The following is a 25,934-nucleotide window of genomic DNA, read 5'->3' as shown; positions in this document are numbered from 1 at the left end:
CTGCCGAACCAAACGCGGGAAGCTGCGGCGCGGCGGCTTGCACTGCCGTGGCGGTCATGCCGGCCGCCGGTGCGCCCGCTGCCGGTTCGCCGTGCGTCCCGGTCAGCGTGGCGGGATCAAGCGGCAGGCCGGCCACCTGGTCCATCGAATAGACGGAGACCGCGTCGCCGCGCGCCTTGTCGGCGCCGGCCGCCAGCGCCACCAGGTCGCGGATGCGGTCAAGCTGGTCCTGGCCGCGGCCGCCGCGCAGCATGACAGCGACGTTGATGCGGGCGATACCGCCCGCGCCGGACACCACTTGCTCGACCTTGCGGCCCACCTGGTAATCCGCTTCGCGGCTGACGGTGCCTTGTGCACCGGAAGCAGCCACCGGTTCGGCCTGGCCGCCGTTGTCGCGGGTAGTCAGGCGTTCGCGCACGACTGCGCCGTTAGCGCCGCCCAGCACGCTCTCCGTCGTGGTTTTCGTATGGTCGCGCTTGAGCGTGACGTCGACGCTGGCGATGCCCTGGCCGGGGCCGAACGCCCGCTCCAGCACTTCCATGACTTTTTTGTTCAGGTAAGTTTCCATGGCGCGCTTGTCATCCAGGCCGTCGCCGCCGGAGACCACGTCGTCGCCGGCCGGCGCGGCAGCGCGCGTCAGCGCCAGGCCGCGCTGGTCGGTAATGGTGACGTCGGCCGGGCGGATGTCCGGCACGGCGGCGCTGACGAGGCGCTGGATACCCTGCACCTGGGCCGCTTCCAGCGTGCGCCCCGGCTTGAGCGCCAGCGAGACGGAAGCTTTGGCCTGGCGCGCCTGCTTGCGGAACAGCGCCTGCTCCGCCATCACCAGGTGCACCCGCACCGACTGCACTTCATCGAGCGCCTGGATGGTGCGTGTCAGTTCGCCTTGCAGGGCGCGCTGGTAATTGACTTTCTGCGTGAATTCCGTCATGCCCACTTCGCTGGAATTGAACAGTTCCAGGCCCACGGCGCCGCGCAGCGGCAATTCCTTGCCAACCAGTTTCAAACGGGTCTTGTGCACTTGCTCGGCGGGCACGAGGATGGTGTTGCCGTCGCCTGCCAGGCGGTAAGGCGTCTTCATCTTGTCCAGTTCCGCCGTCATCGTGGCGGCGTCCTGCGGCGCCAGGTCGGCAAACAGCACCTGGTAATCCGTGCGCAGCAGCGCGCCGCCCGCCACCGCCGTGGCGGCGGCAATGGCCACCACTCCGGCGCCGAAGCCGATGCGGGCGCGCCGGTCCAGGCGCTGCCAGAAATCCTGCAATACAGTCACGTTACTTCCTTTACATTTGCATCTGCATCAGCTCGCGATAAGCGTCGAGCATGTGATTACGTACCTGCATGACCAGCTGGACCGACAGCTTGGCCTGTTCCAGGTCGATCATGACCTGGTGCAGGTTGCCGGCATCGCCGGCCGCCAGGCGCTGGATGCCCAGGTCGGCTTTTTCCAGCTGGGCGTTGGCGTCTGCCAGCTGCGTGCCGAACCATGCGGCAAACTGGCCGGACGGCGCGGGCGCCGCAGCGGCAGGGCCGGGTGCGGCCGGCATCAGCAGCGGCGGCAGGAACTGGATGGCATCGACCGTCATTGCCCGCCTCCCAGTTCCAGTGCTTTCAGCGCCATGGTTTTGGCGGCATTCATGGCCACCACGTTGGCCTCGTAAGCGCGCAGTGCGCCCGCCAGGTTGACCATTTCCGTCACCTGGTTGACGCCGGGCAGGGCAACATACCCGCGCTCATCGGCATCCGGATTGCCGGGCTCATAGACCTTGTGCGGCGCGACGGCGGTCGGCTCGATGGCCAGCACGCGCGCGCCGCGCAACTGGTGGCTGCCGGCCAGGCGCTCGAAGCCGGCCGCGAATGCAGCCTGGCCTTCGGCAACGCGCACCGTGAGCGGCTGGAACAGCTTGCCGTCCGGGCCGCGCGTGCTGTGCACGTTGGCGAGGTTGACGGCCGTCGTGTCGAGCCGGGTCTTTTCCACCGTCATGCCGGTGGCGCTGATGGCGAATGCGTTACGGTAATCCATCAGCGTTTTCCTTCCGAAATGACGGCGGCCATGATGCCCAGGTGCTTGCCCAGCGCCTTGGCCAGCGCCTCGTATTGCACGGTGTTTTGCGCCAGCGCCGACACTTCCATGTCCAGCAGCGCGCTGCGGTCGCCTGCGGCGGGCGCGGCGTCCCGCACCAGCACGGGCGTGACGCCGCGCAGCATGGCGGGGGCCGGCGCTGTGCCCTGCGCCAGCGCCGCACGGGCGGCGCCCATCTGCTGTTCGAAGTCGACCCGCAGCGGCGTGTAGCCGGCGCTGTTGACGTTGGCGATATTGTTGGCGATGGCCTGGTGGCGCAGGCTGGCGGCATCGAGCGCCAGCCGCGCCATGTCCACGGTCACCACTGCGGTGGAATACGGCATGTTGATTGCTCCTGTCATTATTGGATTACCAGGTCGGCGTGCAGCGCCCCGGCAGCTTTTACGGCGCGCAAGATGGAAATGATGTCGCGGGTACTGGTCTTGATGCGGGTCAGCGCCTGGATCAGGTCCGCCACCGTGTTGTTGGACGCGCTGACATAGCCCGTCTCATCCCGTTCAGCCACGCTGATGCGCGAATTGGACACCACTTCGGTGCGCACTTCGGGGCCTGTCTGGCGCACCAGCAGCGGCTGCGATACCGTGTTGTCCGTCACGATGGACAATTTCAAGTCGCCATGCGAAATGACGACTTTTGCAATGCGGACGTTGCCTCCGGAGACCACGGTGCCGGTGCGTTCGTCCACGACGACGCGGGCCCGGTTGTCCGGCTCGACTGTCAGGCGCTCGATGCGCGTGACGAAGTCCACCAGCTGTCCCCGCATGGCTTCCGGCACGGCGATCTGCACGCCTTCGGCATCGGCCGCGTGCGCCAGCGTCTGGCCGAACGCGCTGTTGATGGCGGCGGCAATACGGGACGACGTGGTGAAATCCGCTTCGGCCAACGTAAACGTCATGCTGCCGTCTGCCGCCAGCAACTGCGCTTGCACACCCACTTCCACGGTGGCGCCGGCGGGAATCGCACCCACGGTCGGATGGTTTTTTTGCGCCACGTTGCCATTCATGTCGTACTTGTAGCCGCCCACGAACAGCGCGCCCTGCGCCAGCGCATACACTTTGCCGTTCGGTCCTTTCAGCGGGGCCAGCAACAGCGCGCCGCCCGCCAGGCTGCGCGCGTCGCCGATCGACGTGACAGTGACGTCCAGCGTATCGCCGGGGCGGGCGACGGCAGGCAGGCGCGCCGTGACCATGACGGCGGCGGCATTGCGGCTGGCGATATCGTCCGGGCCCGCCGCCACGTCGAATTGCGCCAGCACGTTGGCGATCGACTGGCGGGTGGCTTTGTTGGCGGCGCTGTCGCCCGTGCCGGCCAGGCCGGTGACGAGGCCATAGCCCACCAGCGCGTTATCGCGCCAGCCGGCGAATTTGCCGATTTCTTTCAGGCGCACGGGGTCGGCATGGGCTGCCAGCGGCGCACAGCAGAATGTGGCGGCCATGGCGGCCATGGCGGCAATTACAGCGGGGCGGGTCAGGATGCGCATCAGAACCCCGCCCAGTTGAACAGTTTCGACCAGAACCCCGGGCGCTGGCGCGACGCCAGTTCGCCGTCGCCCAGGTAGCTGATCTTCGCATCGGCCAGGCGGAACGACAGCACCGTGTTGGTGTCGGAAATGTCGAGCGGCCGCACGCGGCCTTCGACGCGGATTTTCTGTTTGTCTGCATTGATTTCCAGCAGCTGTTCGCCCGCCACCAGCAAGTCGCCGTTGTCCGCCACGGCGGCAATCGTCACGCTCATTTGCGCCAGCAGCTTGCCGGCGCGCTGCACGGTGCCGCCGCCATCGTACGTGCTGCCGGCAGCAACACCGGCGCTGTGTTCGTGGCGGTCCGCGCGCACCTGGACCGACGCATCCGTGCGGCGGTTCAGCGACGTGTCGGCGCTGGTGACGGCGCTGGAACTTTCGACGATCAGGATGGTCAGTACGTCGCCCGGCAAATGCGCGCGCTTGTCCGAGGCCAGCGGACGGAAGGTTTTTTCACTGTACAAGTCCACGGCGGCAGCCGGCGGCGCCGCCAGCGCGGAGCACAGCGCAAGCAGGGCCAGCGCGGCCATCGATGTGGCGGTCTTGATCGGACGGGATGTTCTATGCATGATTATTTTCCACTCAGTGTCACCAGCCCAGGGCCGGCAATGTGCGCATGTATCGCTTGCGTGGCGCCGGCTGGGCGCACGGCAATGCGCTGGCCGACCTGTCCGCCATCGAGCGCCACGGCGCGCGATTCCAGCACGATTGCGCCGTCGCGCACTTGCAGTGTCACGTCGTCGCCCTGGGCAACGGCCGCCGTATCCAGCCAGGCTTCCGGCAAGGCTTCGCCCGCTGCCAGTGCGCGTTTCAGGCGGCCCCGCAGCGCGCTGCAGGGGACGTTGGGGACGGCGCCGCCCAGCGGCGCCACGTCGGCTTCCTGCTGCGCCAATGCCGTGCAATCGGGGGCGCTGCCGGCCGCCAGCGGATGGCGCGCCACCAGCACGGTGCGGTAAGCCTTGACCTGGAACGTGACAGCCGCGCTGCGCTGGAACACGCCATCGGCCAGTACGTCAAGCCAGACCGTGGCGCGCGGCCGCAGCGCGGACTGCGGCGACAGTGCGCGGGCTCGCAATTCCAGCTGGCCGTCAGCCGCCGCGACGTCAGGCGGCAGGGTTTCCAATTGCAGTTCGACGCGGTCGGCCTGGCCTGCCAGCGCGGCGCGCAAGTGGCGTTCCGCCGTGGCGGCCAGTTCGGCGCCGTCCACCTGGCGCGCGCGGCGTTCGACCGCGACCGCGTTTGCACCCTGCAGGCGCCACTGCTGCCCCTGGCCCCGCATGCGCAGCAGGCGCTCGATCTCGGCCCGTCCCAGCCGCTGCGTGTAGCCGGGCAGCGGCGCCGCGCCGATGTCGGTGGAAGCGGCTTCGCGCCACGCGGCAGCGGCGGTATCGGCAGTATCGGCAGTATCGGCAGTATCGGCAGTATCGGCGGGTGCGGCCACGTCGCCCAGCGTGATGCGGGCGCCGGCCACCAGCGCTTGCGGCCGCAGCGTCAAGACAGCCTGCGCGGCGGCGCCGTGCGGCCACAGGCAGGCGGCCAGCGCTATGCGCGGCAGCAGCGGGAGTATGGGGAGCAGGGCGGGGCGCATGGACGGGATCAGCGGCGCAGGTTATTGGTCATCGACATCAGTTCGTCCGATGCCTGGATGACCTTGGAACCCATTTCATAGGCGCGCTGCGCCACCATCAGGGTCACCATTTCATCGACCAGCGTCACGTTGGAGTTTTCCAGCGCACCCTGGGCAAACCGGCCCAGCCCCTGCACGCCAGCCTTGCCGTAGACAGCGTCGCCCGATCCCTCGCCCGGCACATAAACGCCGCCCGCCACCTGTTGCAGTGCGCCGGGATTGGCAAAGTGCGCCAGTTCCAGCTGGCCCAGTTCAAGCCGCCGGCTGTCCTGGCCCGCCATGCGGACGCTGACCTTGCCGTCGGCGCTGATTTGCAGCTGGTCCGCGCCGGCCGGCATGGCGATGGCGGGACGCAGCACGTGGCCGCCCGCATCGGCCAGGTAGCCATCCTTGCTGACCTGCAGCGTGCCGCCGCGGCTATAGCCACGGCTGCCGTCGGCCAGCACCACTTCCAGGAAACCGTTGCCATCGATGGCCAGGTCCATGGCAGCGCCAGTCTGGGTCAGTGGGCCCGGGGCGAAGTCGCGCGCAATGCCGCCCACGCTGATGCCCAGTCCCAGCGGCGCGGGTTTGCCGGTTCCGGCGGCGGCCGGTTCCACGTGCATCATTTCCTGGAAGTTCACACGTCCCTTTTTGAAGCCGGCCGTGCTGACATTGGCCAGGTTGTTGGCCGTGGCGTCGATGCTCAGTTGCTGCGCCTGCATGCCGGTGGCAGCGATGTACAGTGATTCGTTCATGGATGTCCTTAAAACTGGCCGAGTTTCTGGATGGCGCTGCCCAAGGCTTCGTCATAGCCCTGGTACAGCTTTTGCGCCGCTTCGAAACGGCGCGTGGTTTCCATCATGGCCACCATTTCGCGCAGCGGCGATACGTTCGAGTTTTCCAGGTAGCCCGATTGCAGTTCGGGCCGCGGGTCAGGCGTGCCTTCGGCGCCTTGCAGCAGGCCGGCGCCATTCTTGTGCAGCGCGCGGGTATCGGCAAAGCGCACCAGCTTGATCTGGCCCACGGCAGCGCCGTCCTGCGTGATGCGGCCGTCATGGCCGATGGCGACGGCGGCGCTGCCATTGAGCTGCAGCGGTCCGTCCAGGCCCTGCACGGGATAGCCGTGCTGCGACACCAGGCGGCCCTGCCCATCAAGGCGGAAGTCGCCCGCCCGTGTATAGGCCGGGCCTTCCGGCGTGGCCAGCTCGAAGTAGCCGTCGCCGGTGATGGCGAGGTCCCACAGGCGCCCCGTCTGTTTGACGGCGCCTGCCGACAAGTCCGGCACGCTGCTTACCGGCGGTTGCGGCAGCTCCGGCACGGCGCCGGGCGTGGCCTGCTGCGGACCGGGCGCGGCGGCCATGAGGGCGGCGTCAAACGCTTGCGCCACGGGGATCGCGCGCTTATAGCCGGGCGTGGCGATGTTGGCCATGTTCTGGGCCACGGTCTGCATGTAGCGCATGTCGTTCTGCATGCTGACGGCGGCGGTGGCGAGGGCGTTAGGCAAGAGCAGGCTCCTTGGTTTGTTGTAAGGTGACGGTGGCGTAAGCGCGCAGTTCCAGCGTGCCTGGCACTTCGGCCATGGACAGCACGCGCAATTGCGGCGCCATGCGTTCCGACAGCACACGCACGTGGCGCCGCAGCTCTGGCGCGCACAGCAGTACCGGCGTCAGGCCGGCTTTCATCATTTTTTCCGCGTGGTGGGCGACGCGGCTGACCACCTGTTCCGCGAATTTCGGTTCGACTGCCAGCGCGCCGCCGCTTTCCACGGCGCGGATGTTTTCCATCAGCGTATGCTCGATGGCGGGATCGAGCGTCATCACTTGCAAAGTGCCGGCGCCGCCGGACATGGCCTGGCAAATCAGCGGCCCGAGGCGCTGGCGCACCATTTCCGTCAGCCAGGCCGTGTCCTTGCTGTGGCGGGCCTGGTCCACCAGGGTTTCCATCACCGCATCGAGGTTGCGGATCGAGACTTTTTCTTTCAGCAAGTTTTGCAGCACGCGCTGCACGTCGCCGACACCCAGCACGGTCGGCACGATTTCCTCGACCAAGCCGGGCTGGCCCTCGCGCACGCGCTTGAGCAGGCGCTCTGTTTCCTGGCGTGTCAGCAAAGTCGACGCATGCTGGCGCAGCACTTCGCACAAATGCGTCATGAAGGCCGTCGGTGCATCAACCAGCGTGTACCGGCCGGCTGCCGCTTCGTCGCGCAATTCTTCTGCGATCCACAGCGCGGGCAGGCCGAAGGTCGGCTCGCGCGTTTCCACTCCCGCCAGCTTGGGGGCGTCGCCGCCGGGATGGATGGCCAGCAGGCGGCCCCGCATCAGTTCGCCTTTGGCTGCGGACACGCCGAATACGTGGATTTCATAGGCGTCGGCAGCCAGGCGCGAGCCGGGGCGGAACCGCACGCTGGGCAGCACCAGGCCCGATTCCGCGGCATACTGCTTGCGGAACGTGGCAATGCGCTCCATGAAGACGGCCTGTTCCGTATCGAGCATGGCCACCAGGTTCACGCCCAGCTGCACTTCGACGGCTTCCAGCGGCAGCAGCGCATAGGGATCGTCTTCCTTGCCCGCCACGGCAGGGCCGGTTGCGCCGTTGCCCGCGGCGCCGGCATCCGCATCGGCGCCCGCATCGGCTCCCGATCGCTGCGCGTTGCGGCGCAGCAGCGCGGCCGCCAGGTAGACGGACACTAGCGCCAGGGCCGGCCACACTGGCATGCCCGGCAACAGCGTCAGGCCCGCCAGTGCGAACGCTACCAGCAGCAGCGGCTTGCCGAATGACGTGATTTGACGGAATGCTTCGTCGCCCAGGCTGTCATCGGCCGACGAGCGGGTCACGATCAGGCCGGTGCCGACGGAAATCACCAGCGCCGGCACCTGGGTTACGATGCCGTCGCCGATGGTCAGCAGCGTGTAGGTTTGCAGCGCCTGGTCCCATGGCAGGCCATGCTGCATCATGCCGATGACCAGGCCGCCCACGCTGTTGATCAGCATGATGATGATGCCGGCAATGGCGTCGCCCTTGACGAATTTGCTGGCGCCGTCCATGGCGCCATAAAACGCGGCTTCCTTGCTGAGGTTCTTGCGGCGGCGCTGGGCCTCGTCCTGGTCGATGAAGCCCATGTTGAGGTCCGCATCGATACTCATTTGCTGGCCCGGCATGCTGTCCAGCGTAAAGCGGGCCGCGACTTCGGACACCCGCTGTGCGCCGTTGGTGACGACCACGTACTGCACCACGACGAGGATCAGGAACACGATCAGGCCGATCACGAAGTTGCCGCCCACAACGTAGGAACCGATGGCGCCAATCACGTGGCCGGCGTCGCCGTCGCGCAAAATCAGGCGCGTGGCGGACACGTTCAGCGCCAGCCGGAACAGCGTGGCCACCAGCAGCAGCGACGGGAAGGTGGAAAATTCCACGGGCTTGCCCATGTAGAACGTCAGCAGCAGGATCAGCAGCGCAAAACTGAAGTTGGCCAGAATGAAGAAGTCCAGCAATTCCGGCGGAATCGGCGCAAACAGCATGAACAGCACGCCCAGCACCAGCGCCACCATGGCGATGTCGGTGTTGGCGCCCAGGACACGGCGCAGTGCATTCATCGTGCGGCTCCCTGCGCGTTGCGGCGCATGGCATAGACCCACAGCAGGATTTTTGCAATGGTGGGGTACAAGTCTTCCGGCACGTACTGGTCGGCCGCCGTGCGCTTGAACAGTGCGCGCGCCAGCGGCGGATTTTCCACGATGGGGATGTGGTGGTCGCGCGCCGCCTGGCGCATGCGGGCCGCCAGCTTGCCGCTGCCCTTGGCCAGCAGTTTGGGCGCAGGCATTTCACCGTGGCGGTACGAGATGGCAACAGCGATATGCGTGGGATTGGTCAGCAGCACGTCGGCCTGCGGCAGTTTGCGCATCGATTGCGCCTGCTTCAGCATTTCGTTGCGCAGCTGGCGCAGGCGGCTGCGGATGCGCGGATCGCCTTCGCGCTGCTTGTGCTCTTCCGTGACGTCGCGGTGGCTCATGCGCATTTTTTTTGCGAAATCGCGGCGGGTGTAGACCACGTCGATCAGGGCAATCAGCAACACCGCCAACAGCAGTTTGAACAGCAATGGCCCCACCTGGCCCAGCGCCAGCACAGCGTTGGAACGGGCATCGAGGTGCGCCAGCCGGAACATGCCTGGCGCGGCGGCGCGCAGCGCCAGCCAGGCCACGTAGCCCAGCAGTACAAGCTTGAGTACGCTGCGCAGCGCTTCATACAGCAGGCGTTTGGAAAACAGTTTTTGCAGGCCCGCGGCAGGGTCGAGCCGGGTGAAATCCGGCGTGACGGGGTGGGCGCTGAAGATGCCGCCCACTTGCGCGACGTTGGCCACGATCGCAGCCAGCGCCACGGCGCCCAGCAGCGGCGCCAGTGCGGACAAGCCTTCCGCCGCCAGCGCGGCCAGCCAGCCGGCGATGCTGCCGTCAGCCCAGTCGGCACGGCCGGCCTGTTCCAGCGCGCGGCGCGCAATGTCCAGCACGCGCTGCGCCATCCCCGGCCCGGCGGCCAGGCAAATGGCGACCAGCGCAGCCAGGATGGCGGCGTAATTGGCTTCCAGGCTCTTTGCCACCTGGCCGCGCTTGCGCGCTTCGCGCAATTTGTGCGGGGTGGCTTCCTGGCTTTTTTCCTGGCCTTCGTCCGACATTACAGTACCGCTTCCCAAAAATCGAATACGCCGTCAAAGACGCGGCGCGCCACGGTGCCGATGTGTCCGGACATGGCGGCCAGCAGGGCCAGTCCGGCAGCGATTTTCACCGGTGCGCCCAGTACAAAAATATTCATTTGCGGTAAGTTGCGGGACAGGACCGCCAACGCCAGTTCCAGCAAGAACAGGCAAAACAGCACGGGCGCCGCCAGCATCAGGCCCAGCGTGAACAGCGTGCCGAATTGCCGCACGATGGCGTCCGGTGCGGGCGGGGGCAGCGGTGCGCCCAGCGGCAGGCGCTGCAGGGACCACGCAAAACCGCGCAGCAGCGTATGGTGCATGTCCAGCGTGAAGAACAGCATGACGGCCACCATGCCCAGCAGCGTCGCCAACAGCGGGCTTTGGCTGTGGGTGACGGGATCGAACAGGTTGGCGATATTGAAGCCGGTCTGCAAGTCCAGCGCATTGCCGGCAAACCCGAAGGCGGCAAAGGCGGCATGGATGCCGAAGCCCATCAGCGCGCCCGTGCACAGTTCACCTGCCGCAGCGCGCAACAGGGCCGGTGCATCGTGCGGCGACGGCGCCGGGCCCGGCGGCAGCGCGGCGACCAGCGCCACCGACAGGGCCAGGATGAACAGCATGCGTACGCGCACCGGCAAGCCCATGACCTGCAACGGCGGCGCCAGCATCAGCACGGCCGACAGGCGCAGGGAACACAGCAGCACGGCGGCAATCCAGGCCGCATTGAAATCTAGTCTCATGCGTATCAGAAGTAATTAGGGATGCCGGAAATCAGTTCGCTGGCCAGACGCAGCAGCTTGCGCAGCATCCACGGGCCGCACACCGTCAGGGCCACCACCGTGGCGACCAGTTTGGGAATGAAGGTCAGCGACATGTCCTGGATTTGCGTGACCACTTGCAGCACGCTCACCAGCAGGCCCACCACCAGCGTGCAAGCCAGCACGGGCGCACACACGACAATGGCGCCCCACAAGACTTGTGACATAAGCTGTAATGCAATATCAGATTCCACGCTGAACCTACTGTTAGACACGCCGGCCTGTATGACGGGGATGATTTAGAAAGTCACACAACGAAATTCACTATGTTGCTTATTTCGGAATTAGAATTATGTAACAGTTTGTTTCCGAAGGGAAATAATACTAATTTCCCGCGACTTGTTTGTCAATAATTTAACGAAGAATTGATCTATACATTTGCAGAGTCACTGGGAAGATGCTAGTCAGCCGGAGTTGTTTAGTTGTAATAATGCAACAAGAACAAGATTGTAAAATGAAAGTAATGTAACCAACTTTATGGATTCCATGCAGCCGTCCCACGTCAAGCCCGCTCCCGTAACTTTTTGGCAAGCCTTCGTCTTTTGGCTGAAGCTGGGTTTCATCAGCTTTGGCGGCCCTGCCGGGCAAATCGCCATCATGCACGAAGAGCTGGTGGAAAAACGCCGCTGGCTATCCGAGCGCCGCTTCTTGCACGCGCTGAACTACTGCATGGTGCTGCCGGGGCCGGAAGCGCAGCAGCTGGCCACGTACATCGGCTGGCTGATGCACCGCACGTGGGGCGGCGTCGTGGCGGGCGGCTTGTTTGTCTTGCCGTCGCTGTTGATTCTTGTCGTGCTGTCGTGGGTGTATATCGCGTTTGGCGGCATGTCCGTGGTGGCCGGGCTGTTTTATGGCATCAAGCCTGCCGTGACGGCGATCGTTTTGCAGGCGGCGCACCGCATTGCTTCGCGTGCCTTAAAGAACAAGGTGTTGTGGGCCATCGCCGCCGCGGCGTTTGCCGCGATCTTTGCATGGGACGTGCCATTTCCGCTGATCGTGGCAGCCGCGGCGCTGACTGGCTACGTGGGCGGGCGCCTGTCGCCGGCGACATTTACTGCCGGCGGCGGGCATGGCGGCGCGGATAAGTCGTATGGTGCGGCATTGATCGATGACGATACGCCCACGCCGCCCCATGCGCGCTTCCGCTGGAGTGCGCTGGCGCTGGTGATCGGCGCTGGCGCGGTGCTGTGGGCCTTGCCGATGGGGGCGCTGGCAATGGTGTTTGGCTGGGACCATACGCTGACGCAAATGGGCTGGTTCTTTACCAAGGCAGCCTTGCTGACCTTTGGCGGTGCGTATGCGGTGCTGCCCTACGTGTACCAAGGCGCCGTCGAACACTATGGCTGGCTGACGCCGCGGCAAATGATCGATGGCCTGGCGCTGGGCGAAACGACGCCCGGCCCGCTGATCATGGTGGTGGCGTTTGTCGGGTTTGTCGGCGGCTATGTGAAAGCCGTGTTCGGGCCAGAGGCGCAATTCGTGGCCGGCGCCACGGCCGCCGCGCTGGTCACGTGGTTTACGTTCCTGCCATCGTTCCTGTTTATCCTGGCCGGCGGTCCGCTGGTGGAATCCACCCATGGCGACATCAAATTCACGGCGCCGCTGACGGCGATTACTGCGTGCGTGGTCGGCGTCATCCTGAACCTGGCCTTGTTCTTTGGCTACCACGTATTGTGGCCGCAAGGCGCAAAAGGACCGTTCGATCCATGGTCGGCCGTGATTGCCATTGGCGCCGCCATCGCACTGCTGCGCTATCAGCGCAATGTCATCCACGTCATTGCCGCCTGTGCTGTGGCGGGGCTGGCCATTAAATTAGTATGGTATTGATAAATCGCAATATTTAACAGTGATTTGATCAAGGTCAAATCACATGCGTGACCGGCTTCCCTGACGGCGCTATCTTTAGCGCCATGCAACGGGAGGCAACATGAAACTCACATTCTTGGGCGCGGCAGGCACGGTTACCGGCTCGCGCTATCTGGTGGAAAGCGGCGGCGAACGCATCCTCGTCGATTGCGGCCTGTTCCAGGGCTACAAGGCGCTGCGCTTGCGCAACCGCGATGCGCAGCCCGTCGATCCCGCCACATTGACCGCCGTGGTGCTGACGCACGCACACCTGGACCATGCGGGCGCGTTGCCGCTGCTGGTGCGCGATGGATACCGGGGGCCGGTCTATTGCACTGCCGCGACGCGCGACCTGTGCCACATCCTGTTGCCAGACAGTGGCCGCTTGCTGGAAGAAGAGGCGGCCTATGCCAACCGCCATGCGTTCAGCAAGCATGCGCCGGCGCTGCCGCTGTACACGGAAAAGGAAGCGCTGGCGGCGCTGGAATACCTGGCGCCCGTGCCATTCAGCCACCGCATCGCCATCGGCAAACAGTTTCACGTTGAATTGCGCCGCGCGGGACATATCCTGGGCGCGGCCGGCGTGACCGTCGATGCGGACGGCAAGCGCCTGCATTTCTCGGGCGACCTGGGCCGCACTTCCGACCCGTTGCTGGCGCCGCCCGAGCCGGCCATCCATGCGGATTACATCGTCATGGAATCCACCTATGGCGACAAAATGCACGACCCGGCCGACCCCGCGCAACGACTGGCGCAAACCATCTGCGAAACCGCAGCGCGGGGCGGCGTCACCGTGATTCCTTCGTTTGCCGTGGGCCGGGCCCAGGCGCTGATGCATTATTTGCAACAGATGAAAGTGCAGGGCGCGATTCCGCCCGTGCCGGTTTACCTGAACAGCCCGATGGCGGCCGACGTGACGGCGCTGTACCGCAAGCACCGGCACGACCACCGCTTGAGCGCGGAGCAAGTCCAAGCCATGTGCCGCGCTGTCACCATCATCAATACGCCGGAAGAGTCCATCGCACTGAACCAGCGGCGCGTGCCCATGGTGATCATTGCCGCCAGCGGCATGGCGACCGGAGGACGGGTGCTGCACCACATCAAAGCTTTCGCGCCGGACCGCCGCAATACCATCCTGTTTGCAGGCTTCCAGGCGGGCGGGACCCGCGGCGCAGCACTGGTGGGCGGCGCCACCGAAGTTAAAATCCACGGCGAGTACGTGCCGGTACGGGCACGGGTCATACAAATTGACAATTTGTCAGCCCATGCGGACCAGGGAGAATTGCTGGCCTGGCTGGGCGCCTGCGGCAAGCCGCAGCGCGTGTTTGTCACCCACGGCGAGCCGCAAGCGTCTGATACGCTGCGCCGCCGCATTGCCGACACGCTGGGCTGGCAGGCGGAAGTGCCGCAGCACGGTGCGGCCGTCGAATTGACGTAGAGAGCAGGGGGACTGCAGGGGCATGTCACGGATCCCCTACGTTAACTCATTGCAATGCCCGATACCGTGACAGCGCCGGCAGCGCGATACTGTTGTTCATCGAGGACGTGTAACGCACGCCGCAAAGGAGCAACAAATGCATACCGTGATCCCCATCGCCAACGCCGCCCCGGCCAATGCCGCCGCAGCCAAGCCAGGTAAAGTCAATTGCACACTGTGCAGTTTCAACCGTTTTTGCCTGCCGCAGGGTCTGGCGGACAGCGACGTGGCGCGCCTGGACCAGATCATTGCCCGCCGCCGCCGCGTGGCCCGCGATGAGCAATTGTTCAGCATGGGCGCGTCGTTTGGCAGCCTGTACGCCGTGCGCCTGGGCCATTTCAAGACGGCGCAAGTCAATATCCATGGCGAACAGCAAGTGACGGGGTTCCATATGGCCGGCGACTTGCTGGGCATGGATGCGATCGGCTCCGGCTCCCATAACTGCAGTGCAACGGCGCTGGAAGACAGCGAAGTGTGTGAAATCCCGTTTGGCCGCCTGCAGGAACTGGTCATGCAGACACCCACGTTGATGCAGCAATTCCACCGTGTACTGGGCCGTGAAATCCAGCGTGAACAAGCCATCATGCTGTTCCGTGGCAGCATGCGGGCCGACCAGCGCATGGCGCTGTTCCTGTTGAATATGGGCGCGCGCTATTCGGCGCGCGGCTATTCGGCCGCCAGCTACCAGTTGCGCATGTCGCGTGAAGATATCGGCGGCTACCTGGGCCTGACCATTGAAAGCGTCAGCCGCCTGCTGGCCCGCTTCCGCAAGCAGGGCTGGATCAAGCTGGATAACCGCGACATCCGCATTCTCGACCGCGACAGCCTGGAAGCGCTGTCCACGGGGCGCGAACCTGGCGCGGACAGTGGTGCGGAGAGCGGCGCGGAAGCTTGCGCGGCCTGAGTCCGCCCGGATTTCACCGCCGTTGCAGAAAAACCGCGCGGCCTGAGCCGCGCGGTTTATGCTTCAATGCGGCTTCAATGCGCCATCAGCACCGGCAGCGTCGTGGTGCGCAACACCGTGCGCGTCACGCCGCCCAGCATCATTTCCTGGAAGCGGCTGTGGCCATAGCCGCCCATCACCAGCAAATCCGCGCCCACGTCGGCAGCGGACGACAGCAGCGCGTTGCCGGTATCGATAGTCGACGGCAGCGCCTGGACTTCAACCTTGACGCCGTGCCGGCTCAAATACAGTCCCATGTCCGCGCCCGGCAATTCGCCGTGGGCGCCGGGCCGGTGGTCGGGGTTGAACACCATGACCGTCACGCGTCCGGCCTGTTTCAACAGCGGCAGCGCCGCCGCGACGGCATGCGTCGCTTCGATGCTGGCATCCCAGGCGACGATGGCGTTGGTGCCCACCGGGTCTTTCCAGCCGGCTGACGGCAGCGCCAGTACGGGCCGGCCGGAATTGAGCAGCAGGAATTCCGGCAAATCATTGAGGCTGCCGATGGCGGCTTCATCGGGATCGGGCACGCTGACGATGGCCAAGTCCGCATAGCGCGCCACCAGCGCCATGCCGCCATCGACATCGTCGTTGACGAGCAGCTGTTCCACCGACAGCACACCGGCAGCGGACGCCATTTCGCCAAATTGCGCCAGTGCGGTTTGCGCATCGTCGCGCATGATGGCGATTTGTTCGGCCAGCATCATGCCGCCCATTTCAATACTACCCGGCAGAAGAAAGCGTGAAACCCCCGTCAACGCAACGCCCACCAAATGGGCGTCGAATTGCTTAGCCAGCGTGGCAGCCGTGAGTATGCGGGCCGGGGACTGGCGTGTGCGGTCTGCGTGGACCAGGATGGTGCGGTAAGTCATGTGAGCCTCCATTGGTTGGTTCACAGCCAGTGTGGGCGCGTGTGGGGCAGGCAGCCATGACGCAGATCAAATTCCAGTGACATTGGCAGGCAAGACACTTGCGCCGCCAGCCGGGTAGGGGAAGCACTACAGTGAACTGGCTGGCATCACCGATAGCGGCAACCGTGGTGGGCGGCGATACTGGCAGGGTAGCGCCGCCCGTCGCGGCGTGGTTGCAATGAAAGGCAGTCATGGAAGTGGAAACCGTCGCGCCCGCCAACTGTGCGGGCCCCATGTGTTCGCAATGCGGCATGGGCAGCTTTTGCCTTGCGGGCGGTTTGCCGCCGTGCGATATGCAGCGGCTGGAAAATATCGTGGGCGGACGGCGCACGCTGATGCGGGGTGAATACCTGTTCCGCGCCGGCGACGCCTTTGCCAGCCTGTTTGCCGTGCGTAGCGGCTACCTGAAAACCCTGCGCCACGCGCACGGCGCCTGCCAGGTCACGGGTTTCCCGATGGATGGCGAACTGCTGGGACTCGATGCGATTGCCGATGGACGCCATGACTGTGACGCCGTGGCGCTCGATACGTGCGAAATCTGTGAAATCCCGTTCGACCGCCTGCACCACTTGCTGGCGGACGTGCCCTCACTGATGGACCAGTTCCACCGCACGTTAAGCCGGGAAATCCAGCGCCAGCAGGCGTCGCTGTTTTTGCTGGGGAATGCCCGCGCCGAGCAGCGCCTGGCGCTATTCCTGGTGGGATTGCGCGCGCGCTATGCGGCGCGCGGCAAGCCTTCGATCAATATCCAGCTGCGCATGTCGCGTGAGGAAATCGGCGCCTACCTGGGCTTGACGATGGAATGCGTATGCCGCCTGCTGGCGCGCTTCCGCAAGGCCGGCTGGATAACGCTGACGGGACGGCGCCTGACGTTTATCGATGGCGCCAGCCTGGCGGCCGTGGCGGAAGGCGTCTGCTACGAGGCGCTGGGCTAAGCCGCCCAGCAGCCTGCCGGTTAATTACGCCGCGGCGGCGGCCACCTGCCGCGACGCGGCCCACGCCGGCAGCAGTTCCGGCGCCATCGGCCGCGCAATACCATAGCCCTGCGCCAGTTCGCAGCCCATGTCGCTCAGCAGGGCGCAGTGTTCCGCCGTTTCCACGCCTTCCGCCACCACCTGCAATCCCATGGCGTGCGCCATGCGCAAGACGCCGGCGACGATGCCGCAATCCGCAGGGTCGGACAGCATGTTGCGCACGAAGCTCTGGTCGACTTTCAGCGTATCGACCGGCAGCTTGCGCAAGTAGGTCAGCGACGAATACCCGGTGCCGAAATCATCGAGCGCAAAATGCACGCCCATGTCATGGCAGCGGTGCAGCACGTCCATCGCATGCGACACGTCTTCAATCGCGGCGGTCTCCAGCACTTCCAGTTCCAGGTCGCCCGGCGCCGAGCCGGGGCACGCCGCCAGCGCCGCTTCCAGGCTGTCGCTGAAGCCCGGCGCCAGCAGCTGCGCGGCGCCCACGTTGACACTGACTTGCACTTGCAAGCCCTGGCGGCGCCATTGCGCGCTTTGCGCCAGCGCCGTGCGGATGACCCAGTCGCCGATATCGGTTTCCAGCTGCGTGCCGATGACATGCGGCAGGAAGTCGCCCGGCGGCAGCAGGCCGCGTTCCGGATGCTGCCAGCGGATCAGCGCTTCCACGCCGACCAGTACGCCGGTATGCAAATCCACCTTGGGCTGATAGTGCAGGCGGAATTCTTCCTGCTCCAGCGCGTGCCGCAAACGGTGCATGGCTTGACGGTGCGCCTGCGCTTGGCGGTCGCTGACCGGGTCGAACAGCTGATACCGTCCCCGTCCATCATCCTTGGCCTGGTACATGGCCTGCTCCGCATGCCGCAGCAAGGTGTCGGCATTGCCGTTATCGTCAGGATAGCGGCACACGCCCACGCTGGCCGTGACGCGGATGGTTTCCGACCCCAACTGCAACGCCACGCTGGCGGCAGACAGCACCCGGTCCAGCGCCTGCGCGCATTCTTCCAGCGTACCGATATCGGCCATCAGCAGCACGAATTCATCACCGCCGGTACGGGCCAGCGTATCGTCTGCCCGCACCACGGATGCCAGCGATTTGGCGATTTCCACCAGCAGCCGGTCGCCCGCCTGCTTGCCATGGCATTGATTGACATCCTTGAAATCATCGAGGTCCAGCATGCAAACCGTCAGCGGCTTGCCAGTGCGGTTCGAACGCTGGATCGCATGTTCAAAGCGGTCCGTCAGCAGGCGCCGGTTCGGCAGGCCGGTCAGCGCATCGAAATTCGCCGCGCGGTCCAGTTCCGCCGCGTGCGCTTTGATATGGCTGATGTCGGAAAACACGCCGATGTAGTGGTCGGCTTTGCCCTTGTCATCGCGCACGGCGGAAATCGTCAGCAGTTCCGGATAGACCGAGCCATTTTTACGGGCATTCCAGATTTCGCCGCGCCAGAAGCCGTCGCGCTGGACCGACGTCCACATGTCGCGGTAAAACGCCTTGCTGTGGCGGCCGGACGCCAGCAGCCCCGGTGTCTGGCCCACGACTTCGTCGGCCCGGTAGCCGGTGATGCGTTCAAACGCGGGGTTGACGCGCTCGATGCGCAAGTGGGTATCGACCACCATGATGCCTTCATGGGTGCCGGCAAATACGGTATCGGCGTCGCGCTGCATTTGTTCCAGTTCGCGCCATTCAGAGATGTCGGACAGCGTGCCGACCATGCGCGTGGCGGCGCCATTGTCCGCCTGCGCCACCACGCGGCCGGAGACACGCACCCAGACCGTGCTGCCGTCGCGCTGGACGAAACGGAATGACATGCCGATCGTACGCTTTTTGCCAGCCAGGTGCAGGCGCAACTGCGCCAGCAATGACGGCCGGTCGTCGCGGTGGACAGCGTGCAGCAGGCGGCGCAGCGACGGGTTTTTCTCAGGTAAGCCGCTGAGGCGGGCAACGCCGCCGGTCTGGAACAGGATGCGGTTTTCCAGGTCCCAGTCCCACAAGCCATCGCTGGTGGCGTCGATGGTGGTTTGCAACCGCTGTCCGTTGATTTCCGCATCGCGCAGCGACGCGCGCAACACCGCGCACAGTGCGCTGATCAGCAAGCCGCTCAATACCAGCATCCCGACATGCAGCGGATAGTCGCTGGCCGCCGGGTGCTTGCCCAGCACGGCGGCCAGCAAGGTGGCCAGCGCGCCCGGCCCCAGCCCGCCAATGGCGGCGCTGACGATAATGCAAGGCATGAACAGCATCAGGCCCGCCGTGGGCAGATAGCGTTGCAGCGGCACCGCCGCCAGTGTAAAAGCTGCGGCAAACAGTGTCTGCAGCAGCCAGCGGCCGGATAGCGGCTGCAAGGCGGCGCCCGCCACGCCGACCATCGACGTATTGGCGTCCTGGTGCGGCACGGCGCGCAGCGCAACGTACAGGCCGGCGGCAGAGGCGCAGACAAAGAACATGCCTTTGACGGTACTCAGTGCGGCGGCGGCATGCGGGTCGGCGGCGGACGGCAGCAGCGCGTCCGACAGCAGGATCCAGGTCGTGGCGCCAGCCACGTAAGCCGCCGTGGCGGCATTGATAAATGTGTTTCTGCTTCCCATGTTGCGCTTTCGCGTAGTGAGTGAAAGTTGCGAATCGGCAATGAGAATGCAGTCTAGAGTAAATACCAGTGAAAAAATTTGATGCAGATCAAATCTGGCAATTTCAGACGCTGATAAGCCGCCGATAAGGCGCTAACCCTTAACTGGACGGCGTTCCCGTGCTATTCTGCGCGAAAATACAGGCGAGCGCCTGGGCCAGAGGGGAGTACGGTTGGAAAATTTTGTCATGGAAGGCCGGAACCTGGAGTGGCTGCTGGCCGCCGCCAGCGATGCCATGCTGATTGCTGACCACAGCGGCAATATTTTGCTGGCCAATCCTGCGTTATGCAGCCTGTTCGGCTATGAGGCGGCCGAGCTGCGCGGCCAGCCGGTGGAAACCCTGGTGCCGGCCCGGCTGCGCGCCGCCCATGCGGGCTTGCGCAGCGGCTTCAGCGCCCATCCGCGGCCGCGCGCCATGGGTGCGGGGGCGGAATTGTCCGGCGTGCACCGCGATGGCCGCGAATTCCCCGTTGAAGTGAGCCTGTCGCCGATGAGCGCCGATCCGCCGCTGGTGCTGGCCATTGTGCATGACATTACGCGCCGCAAGCAGGCCGAAGCCGCACTGCAGGAAAGCGAAGCGCGCATGCGCGCCGTGTTTGAATCGGTGACGGATGCGATTATCACCATCGATGAATTTGGCGCCATTGAGCGCTTGAATCCCGCGGCGGAAACGCTGTTTGGCTACACGGAAGCGGAAGCCGTGGGGCGAAACGTGTCGCTGCTGATGCCGCCCGGGGACCGTGACCGCCATGACGGCTACCTGCGCCACTACCGCGCCACGGGTGAGCGCAAGATCATTGGTATTGGCCGCGAAGTGGAAGGGCAGCGCAAGGATGGAGCCATCTTCCCGATGGAATTGACAGTGACGGAAATGTGGCTGGGCACGCGCCGCATGTTTACCGGCGTCGTGCGCGATATCTCGCAGCGCAAGGAAGCCGAGCGCGAAAACCGCCAGCTGTTGCAGGAACTGACCAGCGCCAATGAAGAATTGACGAATTTTGCGTACGTCGTATCGCACGATTTGAAAGCGCCCCTGCGCGGCATTGGTTCGCTGGCCGACTGGCTGGCCACGGACTATGCGCCGCACTTCAATGACGAAGGGCGCGAACATATGCGGCTGTTGATCAACCGCGTGCACCGCATGGGCGCGCTGATCGACGGCATCCTGCAGTATTCGCGGGTCGGCCGTGTGAAGGAGGCGCGGGTGGCGGTGGACTTGAACCGCATGCTGGCCGATGTAGTGGATTTGCTGGCGCCGCCCGCCCATATCACGGTGGAAGTGCAGCCGGGCTTGCCCACGCTGGTGCTGGAGCCTACGCGCTTGCAGCAAGTGTTCCATAACCTGATTTCCAACGCGATCAAGTACATGGACAAGCCTGACGGCAAAGTCGTGGTGGGCTGCTCGCAGCAGGATGGCGAATGGCGCTTTACCGTGTCGGACAACGGTCCCGGCATCGAAGCGCGGCATTTCGAAAGGATCTTCCAGCTGTTCCAGACGCTGGCGCCGCGCGACCGCGTGGAAAGCACAGGTGTCGGGCTGGCGCTGGTGAAAAAAATTGTGGAAATGTACCAGGGGAGGGTGGGCGTCGAGTCGGTCAAGGGCCAGGGCAGCACGTTCTGGTTCACCTTGCCGGCCGGCGGCCGCCCGCCCGCAGGTGCACAACTTCAGGAAACCGCATGAAAGTAGAAAACAAGGCGATCTTGCTGGTCGAAGACGACCAGGTCGATATCATGACCATCCTTCGCGCATTGAAGGAAATCCATGTGTGCAACCCCGTGGTCAGCATGGAAAACGGTGAAGTGGCACTGGAATGGCTGTCGCAGCCGGACAATGAATTGCCGTGCATCATCTTGCTGGACTTGAACATGCCCATCATGAACGGCATCGAGTTCCTGCGGCTGGTCAAGCAAGACCAACGCTTGCGCCGCATACCCGTGGTGGTGCTGACCACGTCGGAGGAGCAGGAAGACAAGGTGCGCAGCTTCGACCTCGGCGTGGCAGGCTATATGGCAAAACCGGTTGATTACCGCCGCTTCGTGGACATCATGCGTTCGATCGATATGTACTGGACGCTGAGCGAGATGCCTTGACCGGCCCTGAAAGCATGACGATGGAACGCCCTGCGTTAAATGTGCTGATCGTGGAAGATGATGTGGTGGACCGCATGGCGTGCCGCCGCACGTTTGCGTCGTCGCAGGACGCGGCGTTCACCTTGCTGGAAGCGGACAGCGGCCAGCATGGCCTGGCCGTGGCGCAGCAGGGCCAGCTCGATTGCATCCTGCTTGACTATGGCTTGCCCGACATGAGTGGCCTGGAATTTCTCAGCCAGTTGCCCCAGTCCGGCCCGCCCGTCATGATGCTGACCGGCGCCGACAGCGCCATGGTGGCGGCCGAAGCCATGCGGCGCGGGGCGCGTGATTACATGGTCAAGGATGGCGAGGGGCGCTACCTGACGCAATTGCCGGCGGCGATATTGCGCATGCTGCGCGAACAGCGCCTGCTTGATGGCAAGCGCCGCGCGGAGGCGGAATTGCGCAAGCTGGCGGCGCACCAGGAAAGCATACGGGAAGATGAACGCAAGCGCATCGCGCAGGAAATCCACGATGAACTGGGCGGCCTGCTGACGGGCATTAAAGCGTATATCGGCGTGGCCATCGAGCGGGCCGGCGGCAAAGCCGATCCACTGCTGTCGGAAGCGGCGGGGCTGGCGCAGGATGCGATTGCCACCGTGCGGCGCGTGATCACGGATTTGCGTCCCAGCGTGCTGGATCAATTAGGCTTGTGGGCTGCGCTGGAATGGCACGCGGAACAGGTGGCGCAGCGCTCCGGCCTGCGCTGCAGTTGCCGCATCGAGCCCGACGCGGCGGAACTGGAACTGGACGCGGGGCGCAGCACGATGCTGTTCCGCGTCGTGCAGGAAGGGTTGACCAATGTGGTGCGGCACGCGCACGCTTCGGCTGTGCTGATCGACGCGTGGCGGGACGCCGCCGGCTTGCGCATCACCGTGGCCGACGATGGGATTGGCATTACAGAAGAACGGCTGCGCAATGGCGCGTCGTGGGGGATTATTGGAATGCAGGAACGGGTACGCCATTTCGGCGGTGAATTGCAAATTGTGCCGGGTGAAGCGGGTGGCACGACGCTGCGCTTGCAGTTGCCGCTGGATGGACTGGAGGGTACGGCATGAGCACTATCCGCGTGCTGCTGGTCGATGACCATGCGATTGCCCGCAACGGCGTGCGCCTGATGCTGGGCACGGCCGAAGGTATTGAAGTGGGCGGCGAAGCGTGCAATGCCACGGAAGCGCTGCAACGCCTGAGCGAACAGGAATATGACGTGGCCGTCGTCGATATCCAGATGCCGGGCAAGAACGGCCTGGACTTGCTGCGCCAGCTGCGGGCGGATTATCCGCGCATGGCCGTGCTGATGCTCAGCACGTATTCGGAAGACATTTACGCGGTGCGCGCGCTGAAAGGCGGCGCGGCGGGGTATTTGACCAAGGATGCCCCGACATCGACCCTGATCGACGCCGTGCGCAAGGCTGCCAGCGGCGGCAAGCATGTCAGCCCCGCCTTGCTGGAAAAGCTGGCCAGCCTGGTGGGCGGCGGCGGAGCGCAGGGCGTGGAAGCCCTGTCGAACCGCGAACTGGAAGTCTTTAAATTGATCGCGGCCGGCGAATCGCTGGTGAAGATCGGCGAAACCCTGCACCTCAGCCCCAACACGGTGACCACGTACCGCAGCCGCATCCTGGAAAAAATGGGGATGGCCAGCAATGCGGATTTGACGCGGTACGCGATCGAGCACGGCTTGATTTAAAGCGCCGTTACGGTTTGAGCACCACTTTGCGGCAATGGTCTTCCTTGTTGTTGAACATGCGGTAGCCTTCCGCCGCCTGGGCCAAAGGCAGCCGGTGTGAAATGATGATGTCCGGGTGCAGCTTGTCATCCTGGATGTAGTGCAGCAATTCCGGCATGTAGCGCTGCACGTGGGTCTGGCCCGTGCGGAAGCCGATGCCTTTGTCGAAGGCGTCGCCAAACAGGAAGCCGTGGATAAAGCCGGCATAGACGCCGGGCACGCTGACCGTGCCGCCGCGCCGCACGGCGGCAATGCACTGGCGCAGCGCCTTGCCGCTGGACCCTTCCAGCTTCAATGCCGTCAGCGCGGTTTCCAGCGCGCTGCCTTTGGCTTCAAAGCCCACTGCGTCAATGGCGCCATCGACACCGCGCGACTGCGTCTGTTCAATGATGGCTTCGGCCGCATCGGCTTCATCGAAATTGATGGGAATGGCGTCATAGGTTGCCTGAGCAAAGGCCAGGCGGTATGGGTGGTGATCGATAATGAATAGCTTGCCCACGCCCATCATGCGCGCGCACGCGCAAGCCATTTGCCCCACCGGGCCGGCGCCAAATACGGCCAGGCTGGAGCCAATGCCGACACCGGCGTTCAGCACGGCCTGGTAGCCGGTGGGCAGGATATCGCTGAGGAACAGTACTTCCTCATCGTTCAAGCCATCGGGAATGCGGATCGGTCCCACATTGGCTTTCGGCACCCGCACATATTCCGCCTGGCCGCCCGCCACGCCGCCATATAAATGCGTATAGCCGAACATGGCGGCGCCGGAGTGGAGCTGTTTTTTGTTGAGGATGGCGCCACGGTCGGGATTGGTGGTTTCGCAGGCGGAATACAGCCGCATATTGCAAAAGAAGCAGTCGCCGCACGCAATGACAAACGGCACCACGACACGGTCGCCTTTTTTCAGCTCAGTGACAGCCGGACCGGCTTCTTCCACGATCCCCATGAATTCATGGCCGAGGATATCGCCTTCGCGCATGGCAGGGACCTTGCCCCGGTACAAGTGCAGATCCGAGCCGCAGATGGCGGTGGCGGTGACGCGCAGGATGATATCGTCGGGTTCCCGCAACACGGGGTCGGGCACGTTGTCGACGCGGACATCGTGCGCCGCATGGTAAACGAGAGCGCGCATGGTCTCCTCCGTTGGCATGGGCTTGTGGCCATGGTAGGCCGGGGCCCGGCCGGTACGCGTAGGCGCACCGGTAGCCATGCTGTAGGAGGAGGGCGCGCAGAGCGGCTTGGCGAACGAAAGCCGCACGGTTTGGATCGAAGGTCCAGCCTGGGATAAAGTATTGCATTTGCACGGCGTCATTGTTTGAATCGATGGAGCGGGGCAGTACTTAACTCACGAGGGGGATCGGATGGGGGCGGATTCGTTCGTAGCATTCTATGGCGTCAAGATCGCACTGAATCCTGATGACGAGGAAGTATTTGACGCATGCGGCGACAATACCGACCCGCGATGCATTGCCGCGCAGCAGGTTGGGCTCGATACGTTTAACGGACGCATGACGGACGGGGAAGATTATTTCCTGTATGTCGGGCGCCAGTTGGCGTGGATGGGGCTGGAGCATGACACCTATGCGGCAGCAGACGTAAAGCGGCTGGCCGGCCTTGCCGCCGACGTGGATGCGAAGTTAAAAGCAGCGGGGTTTGCGCAGGCGGCGGCGTTGCATTTTCAGTTTATCGGGCAGTACTGACACGGCGACGGGGCGCGGCGGGTATTCCCCGATCTGCCACGTCATGCAAATGGGCTTAACGCCTGTCTGGCGCCGCATCATATAGCGAGCGCAGGATATTGACGAAGTACTTGTGCGCCCCCAATGGCCCCAGCGGCGTGCTCACAGTCGGGATATGTGGCCCGTCATAGGCCAGCACGACGATTTTGTTTTGCAACGCCAGTTTGGCCGTGCCATCCAGCACGGCGTTGAATGCGATGCCTTTGTTGAATTGCGGTGTGATCAGTTGAACGGTTACACGGTTTTGATCGTCAACCGGAATGATGCGTGAGCCAACCTGGATCTGCTTCTTATCGGATATTTGCGCTTTTTTACCTGCCGCTAGTTCGATGGCGCACAGCACCAGCGATTTGACGGCGTGCGATTGATACCGCTCGACCATCGGGACCACGTTGGAATGGAAATCGACAAAGCCGATGTCTTGCACGTGGTCTGCAAACCTCGGCAGCGGAATCCAGCCGCTCGTCGCGGCCGGCGTACCATACAGGTCACTGCCCAGTGTGAATTTGACTGCTAGCGGATTCGGCGTCCGCTCGCTATCGTCCAGCCGGGCCTGGAGTACCACGGGGATGCGTGACAGCGAGTTGGCCAGGCGTTTGTCGTCTTGCTCGTCTTTGGGCTGGTCGACGAAAAATTTAATGACCAGGCCTTTGGCGCCGGCAGCGGCAATGGCGTCCATGCCCTTGGCCAGCACGCTGCGATTGATGGGCAGCGCACCATACTTTGCCTCAGTGTCTTTGTCGATGTAGACCACGGCGAAGTCTTGCTCAAACGAGCCGGCCCATGCGGTGAGGTTACCTGCAAATAGCAGGCATGCCGTTAGAATGAGGCGGTGGATGTGCATG

Annotated in this window: 26 protein-coding genes; 9 read left to right on the top strand and 17 right to left on the bottom strand. The window is 64.3% G+C overall.

Going from position 1 to position 25,934, the window contains the following annotated elements; all coding sequences use genetic code 11:
* The 13 genes from fliF to GM668_RS28115 form a co-directional block, all read right to left on the bottom strand.
* Positions 1–1,270: flagellar basal-body MS-ring/collar protein FliF (gene fliF / locus GM668_RS28175; RefSeq protein WP_155442304.1), on the bottom strand; the 1,270-nt coding region annotated here is incomplete at its 3' end.
* A gap of 10 nt (positions 1,271–1,280) precedes the next feature.
* The gene (fliE, locus tag GM668_RS28170) at positions 1,281–1,583 is read right to left on the bottom strand and encodes a flagellar hook-basal body complex protein FliE (protein WP_155442303.1); all 303 of its coding nucleotides are present in this window, start codon (positions 1,581–1,583) and stop codon (positions 1,281–1,283) included.
* Positions 1,580–2,020, bottom strand: coding sequence for a flagellar basal body rod protein FlgC (gene flgC / locus GM668_RS28165; protein ID WP_155442302.1), 441 nt, complete (start codon positions 2,018–2,020; stop codon positions 1,580–1,582). Before flgC ends, fliE begins: the two co-directional genes overlap by 4 nt.
* Positions 2,020–2,403, bottom strand: a complete 384-nt coding sequence (locus GM668_RS28160; RefSeq protein WP_155442301.1) for a flagellar basal body rod protein FlgB — start codon at positions 2,401–2,403, stop codon at positions 2,020–2,022. The genes flgC and GM668_RS28160 overlap by 1 nt, the downstream gene beginning before the upstream one ends.
* Positions 2,404–2,420: 17 nt before the next feature.
* On the bottom strand, positions 2,421–3,560 hold the full coding sequence (locus GM668_RS28155; protein ID WP_211923468.1) for a flagellar basal body P-ring protein FlgI: 1,140 nt from the start codon (positions 3,558–3,560) through the stop codon (positions 2,421–2,423).
* Positions 3,560–4,168 (bottom strand): flagellar basal body L-ring protein FlgH, encoded by a 609-nt coding sequence (locus GM668_RS28150; protein ID WP_229500027.1) that lies wholly within the window; start codon positions 4,166–4,168, stop codon positions 3,560–3,562. The genes GM668_RS28155 and GM668_RS28150 overlap by 1 nt, the downstream gene beginning before the upstream one ends.
* A gap of 2 nt (positions 4,169–4,170) precedes the next feature.
* Positions 4,171–5,187 carry a flagellar basal body P-ring formation chaperone FlgA gene (flgA, locus tag GM668_RS28145; RefSeq protein ID WP_155442300.1) on the bottom strand — a complete coding sequence of 339 codons (1,017 nt, stop codon included), beginning with the start codon at positions 5,185–5,187 and terminating at the stop codon, positions 4,171–4,173.
* A gap of 8 nt (positions 5,188–5,195) precedes the next feature.
* The gene (gene flgG / locus GM668_RS28140) at positions 5,196–5,963 is read right to left on the bottom strand and encodes a flagellar basal-body rod protein FlgG (RefSeq protein ID WP_155442299.1); all 768 of its coding nucleotides are present in this window, start codon (positions 5,961–5,963) and stop codon (positions 5,196–5,198) included.
* A gap of 8 nt (positions 5,964–5,971) precedes the next feature.
* A complete protein-coding gene (locus GM668_RS28135) occupies positions 5,972–6,712 on the bottom strand; it encodes a flagellar hook-basal body protein (RefSeq protein WP_155442298.1) in 741 nt (246 codons plus the stop codon).
* Positions 6,705–8,804: a flagellar biosynthesis protein FlhA gene (locus tag GM668_RS28130; RefSeq protein WP_155442297.1), complete on the bottom strand. Its 2,100-nt coding sequence runs from the start codon at positions 8,802–8,804 to the stop codon at positions 6,705–6,707. The genes GM668_RS28135 and GM668_RS28130 overlap by 8 nt, the downstream gene beginning before the upstream one ends.
* A complete protein-coding gene (locus tag GM668_RS28125) occupies positions 8,801–9,880 on the bottom strand; it encodes an EscU/YscU/HrcU family type III secretion system export apparatus switch protein (protein ID WP_155442296.1) in 1,080 nt (359 codons plus the stop codon). The genes GM668_RS28130 and GM668_RS28125 overlap by 4 nt, the downstream gene beginning before the upstream one ends.
* Positions 9,880–10,641: a flagellar biosynthetic protein FliR gene (gene fliR / locus GM668_RS28120; protein ID WP_155442295.1), complete on the bottom strand. Its 762-nt coding sequence runs from the start codon at positions 10,639–10,641 to the stop codon at positions 9,880–9,882. Before fliR ends, GM668_RS28125 begins: the two co-directional genes overlap by 1 nt.
* Before the next feature lie 5 nt (positions 10,642–10,646).
* Positions 10,647–10,886, bottom strand: a complete 240-nt coding sequence (locus GM668_RS28115) for a flagellar biosynthetic protein FliQ (RefSeq protein WP_155442294.1) — start codon at positions 10,884–10,886, stop codon at positions 10,647–10,649.
* Between the two features lie 319 nt (positions 10,887–11,205).
* Between GM668_RS28115 and chrA the strand changes: the two genes are divergently transcribed.
* From chrA to fnr, 3 genes are all read left to right on the top strand, one after another.
* Positions 11,206–12,546: a chromate efflux transporter gene (gene chrA, locus GM668_RS28110; protein ID WP_155442293.1), complete on the top strand. Its 1,341-nt coding sequence runs from the start codon at positions 11,206–11,208 to the stop codon at positions 12,544–12,546.
* A gap of 100 nt (positions 12,547–12,646) precedes the next feature.
* Positions 12,647–14,002 (top strand): MBL fold metallo-hydrolase RNA specificity domain-containing protein, encoded by a 1,356-nt coding sequence (locus GM668_RS28105; RefSeq protein ID WP_155442292.1) that lies wholly within the window; start codon positions 12,647–12,649, stop codon positions 14,000–14,002.
* Between the two features lie 136 nt (positions 14,003–14,138).
* A complete protein-coding gene (fnr, locus tag GM668_RS28100) occupies positions 14,139–14,945 on the top strand; it encodes a fumarate/nitrate reduction transcriptional regulator Fnr (protein WP_155442291.1) in 807 nt (268 codons plus the stop codon).
* Positions 14,946–15,019: 74 nt separating this feature from the next.
* Here the strand turns inward: fnr and GM668_RS28095 are convergent, their stop codons facing one another.
* Positions 15,020–15,856 (bottom strand): universal stress protein, encoded by an 837-nt coding sequence (locus GM668_RS28095; protein ID WP_155442290.1) that lies wholly within the window; start codon positions 15,854–15,856, stop codon positions 15,020–15,022.
* A gap of 230 nt (positions 15,857–16,086) precedes the next feature.
* On the opposite strand from GM668_RS28095, the gene GM668_RS28090 reads away from it, so the two are divergent.
* Positions 16,087–16,830 carry a helix-turn-helix domain-containing protein gene (locus GM668_RS28090; RefSeq protein ID WP_155442289.1) on the top strand — a complete coding sequence of 248 codons (744 nt, stop codon included), beginning with the start codon at positions 16,087–16,089 and terminating at the stop codon, positions 16,828–16,830.
* Between the two features lie 24 nt (positions 16,831–16,854).
* On the opposite strand, the gene GM668_RS28085 is transcribed toward GM668_RS28090, so the two are convergent.
* A complete protein-coding gene (locus GM668_RS28085; RefSeq protein WP_155442288.1) occupies positions 16,855–19,458 on the bottom strand; it encodes a putative bifunctional diguanylate cyclase/phosphodiesterase in 2,604 nt (867 codons plus the stop codon).
* Positions 19,459–19,684: 226 nt separating this feature from the next.
* On the opposite strand from GM668_RS28085, the gene GM668_RS28080 reads away from it, so the two are divergent.
* The 4 genes from GM668_RS28080 to GM668_RS28065 are packed head-to-tail and all read left to right on the top strand — an operon-like array spanning position 19,685 to position 23,314.
* Complete coding sequence (locus tag GM668_RS28080; protein ID WP_155442287.1) at positions 19,685–21,178, top strand: sensor histidine kinase; 1,494 nt, start codon at positions 19,685–19,687, stop codon at positions 21,176–21,178.
* Positions 21,175–21,588: a response regulator gene (locus GM668_RS28075; RefSeq protein WP_155442286.1), complete on the top strand. Its 414-nt coding sequence runs from the start codon at positions 21,175–21,177 to the stop codon at positions 21,586–21,588. Before GM668_RS28080 ends, GM668_RS28075 begins: the two co-directional genes overlap by 4 nt.
* Positions 21,585–22,685, top strand: a complete 1,101-nt coding sequence (locus tag GM668_RS28070; RefSeq protein ID WP_229500024.1) for a hybrid sensor histidine kinase/response regulator — start codon at positions 21,585–21,587, stop codon at positions 22,683–22,685. The genes GM668_RS28075 and GM668_RS28070 overlap by 4 nt, the downstream gene beginning before the upstream one ends.
* Positions 22,682–23,314, top strand: coding sequence for a response regulator (locus GM668_RS28065; protein WP_155442285.1), 633 nt, complete (start codon positions 22,682–22,684; stop codon positions 23,312–23,314). Before GM668_RS28070 ends, GM668_RS28065 begins: the two co-directional genes overlap by 4 nt.
* A gap of 7 nt (positions 23,315–23,321) precedes the next feature.
* On the opposite strand, the gene GM668_RS28060 is transcribed toward GM668_RS28065, so the two are convergent.
* On the bottom strand, positions 23,322–24,482 hold the full coding sequence (locus tag GM668_RS28060) for a zinc-dependent alcohol dehydrogenase (RefSeq protein ID WP_155442284.1): 1,161 nt from the start codon (positions 24,480–24,482) through the stop codon (positions 23,322–23,324).
* Positions 24,483–24,711: 229 nt separating this feature from the next.
* Here GM668_RS28060 and GM668_RS28055 point away from each other — a divergent pair, with 229 nt between their 5' ends.
* Positions 24,712–25,050, top strand: coding sequence for a hypothetical protein (locus tag GM668_RS28055; protein ID WP_155442283.1), 339 nt, complete (start codon positions 24,712–24,714; stop codon positions 25,048–25,050).
* Positions 25,051–25,105: 55 nt separating this feature from the next.
* On the opposite strand, the gene GM668_RS28050 is transcribed toward GM668_RS28055, so the two are convergent.
* Positions 25,106–25,933, bottom strand: coding sequence for a CHASE2 domain-containing protein (locus tag GM668_RS28050; protein ID WP_155442282.1), 828 nt, complete (start codon positions 25,931–25,933; stop codon positions 25,106–25,108).
* Position 25,934: the final 1 nt, after the last annotated feature.

It is taken from the genome of Pseudoduganella ginsengisoli (assembly GCF_009720865.1).
In the GTDB taxonomy this organism is placed as follows: domain Bacteria; phylum Pseudomonadota; class Gammaproteobacteria; order Burkholderiales; family Burkholderiaceae_D; genus Rugamonas; species Rugamonas ginsengisoli.
Note: the sequence above shows the minus strand (reverse complement) of the source record. Positions and strands in the feature narration are given on the sequence as shown.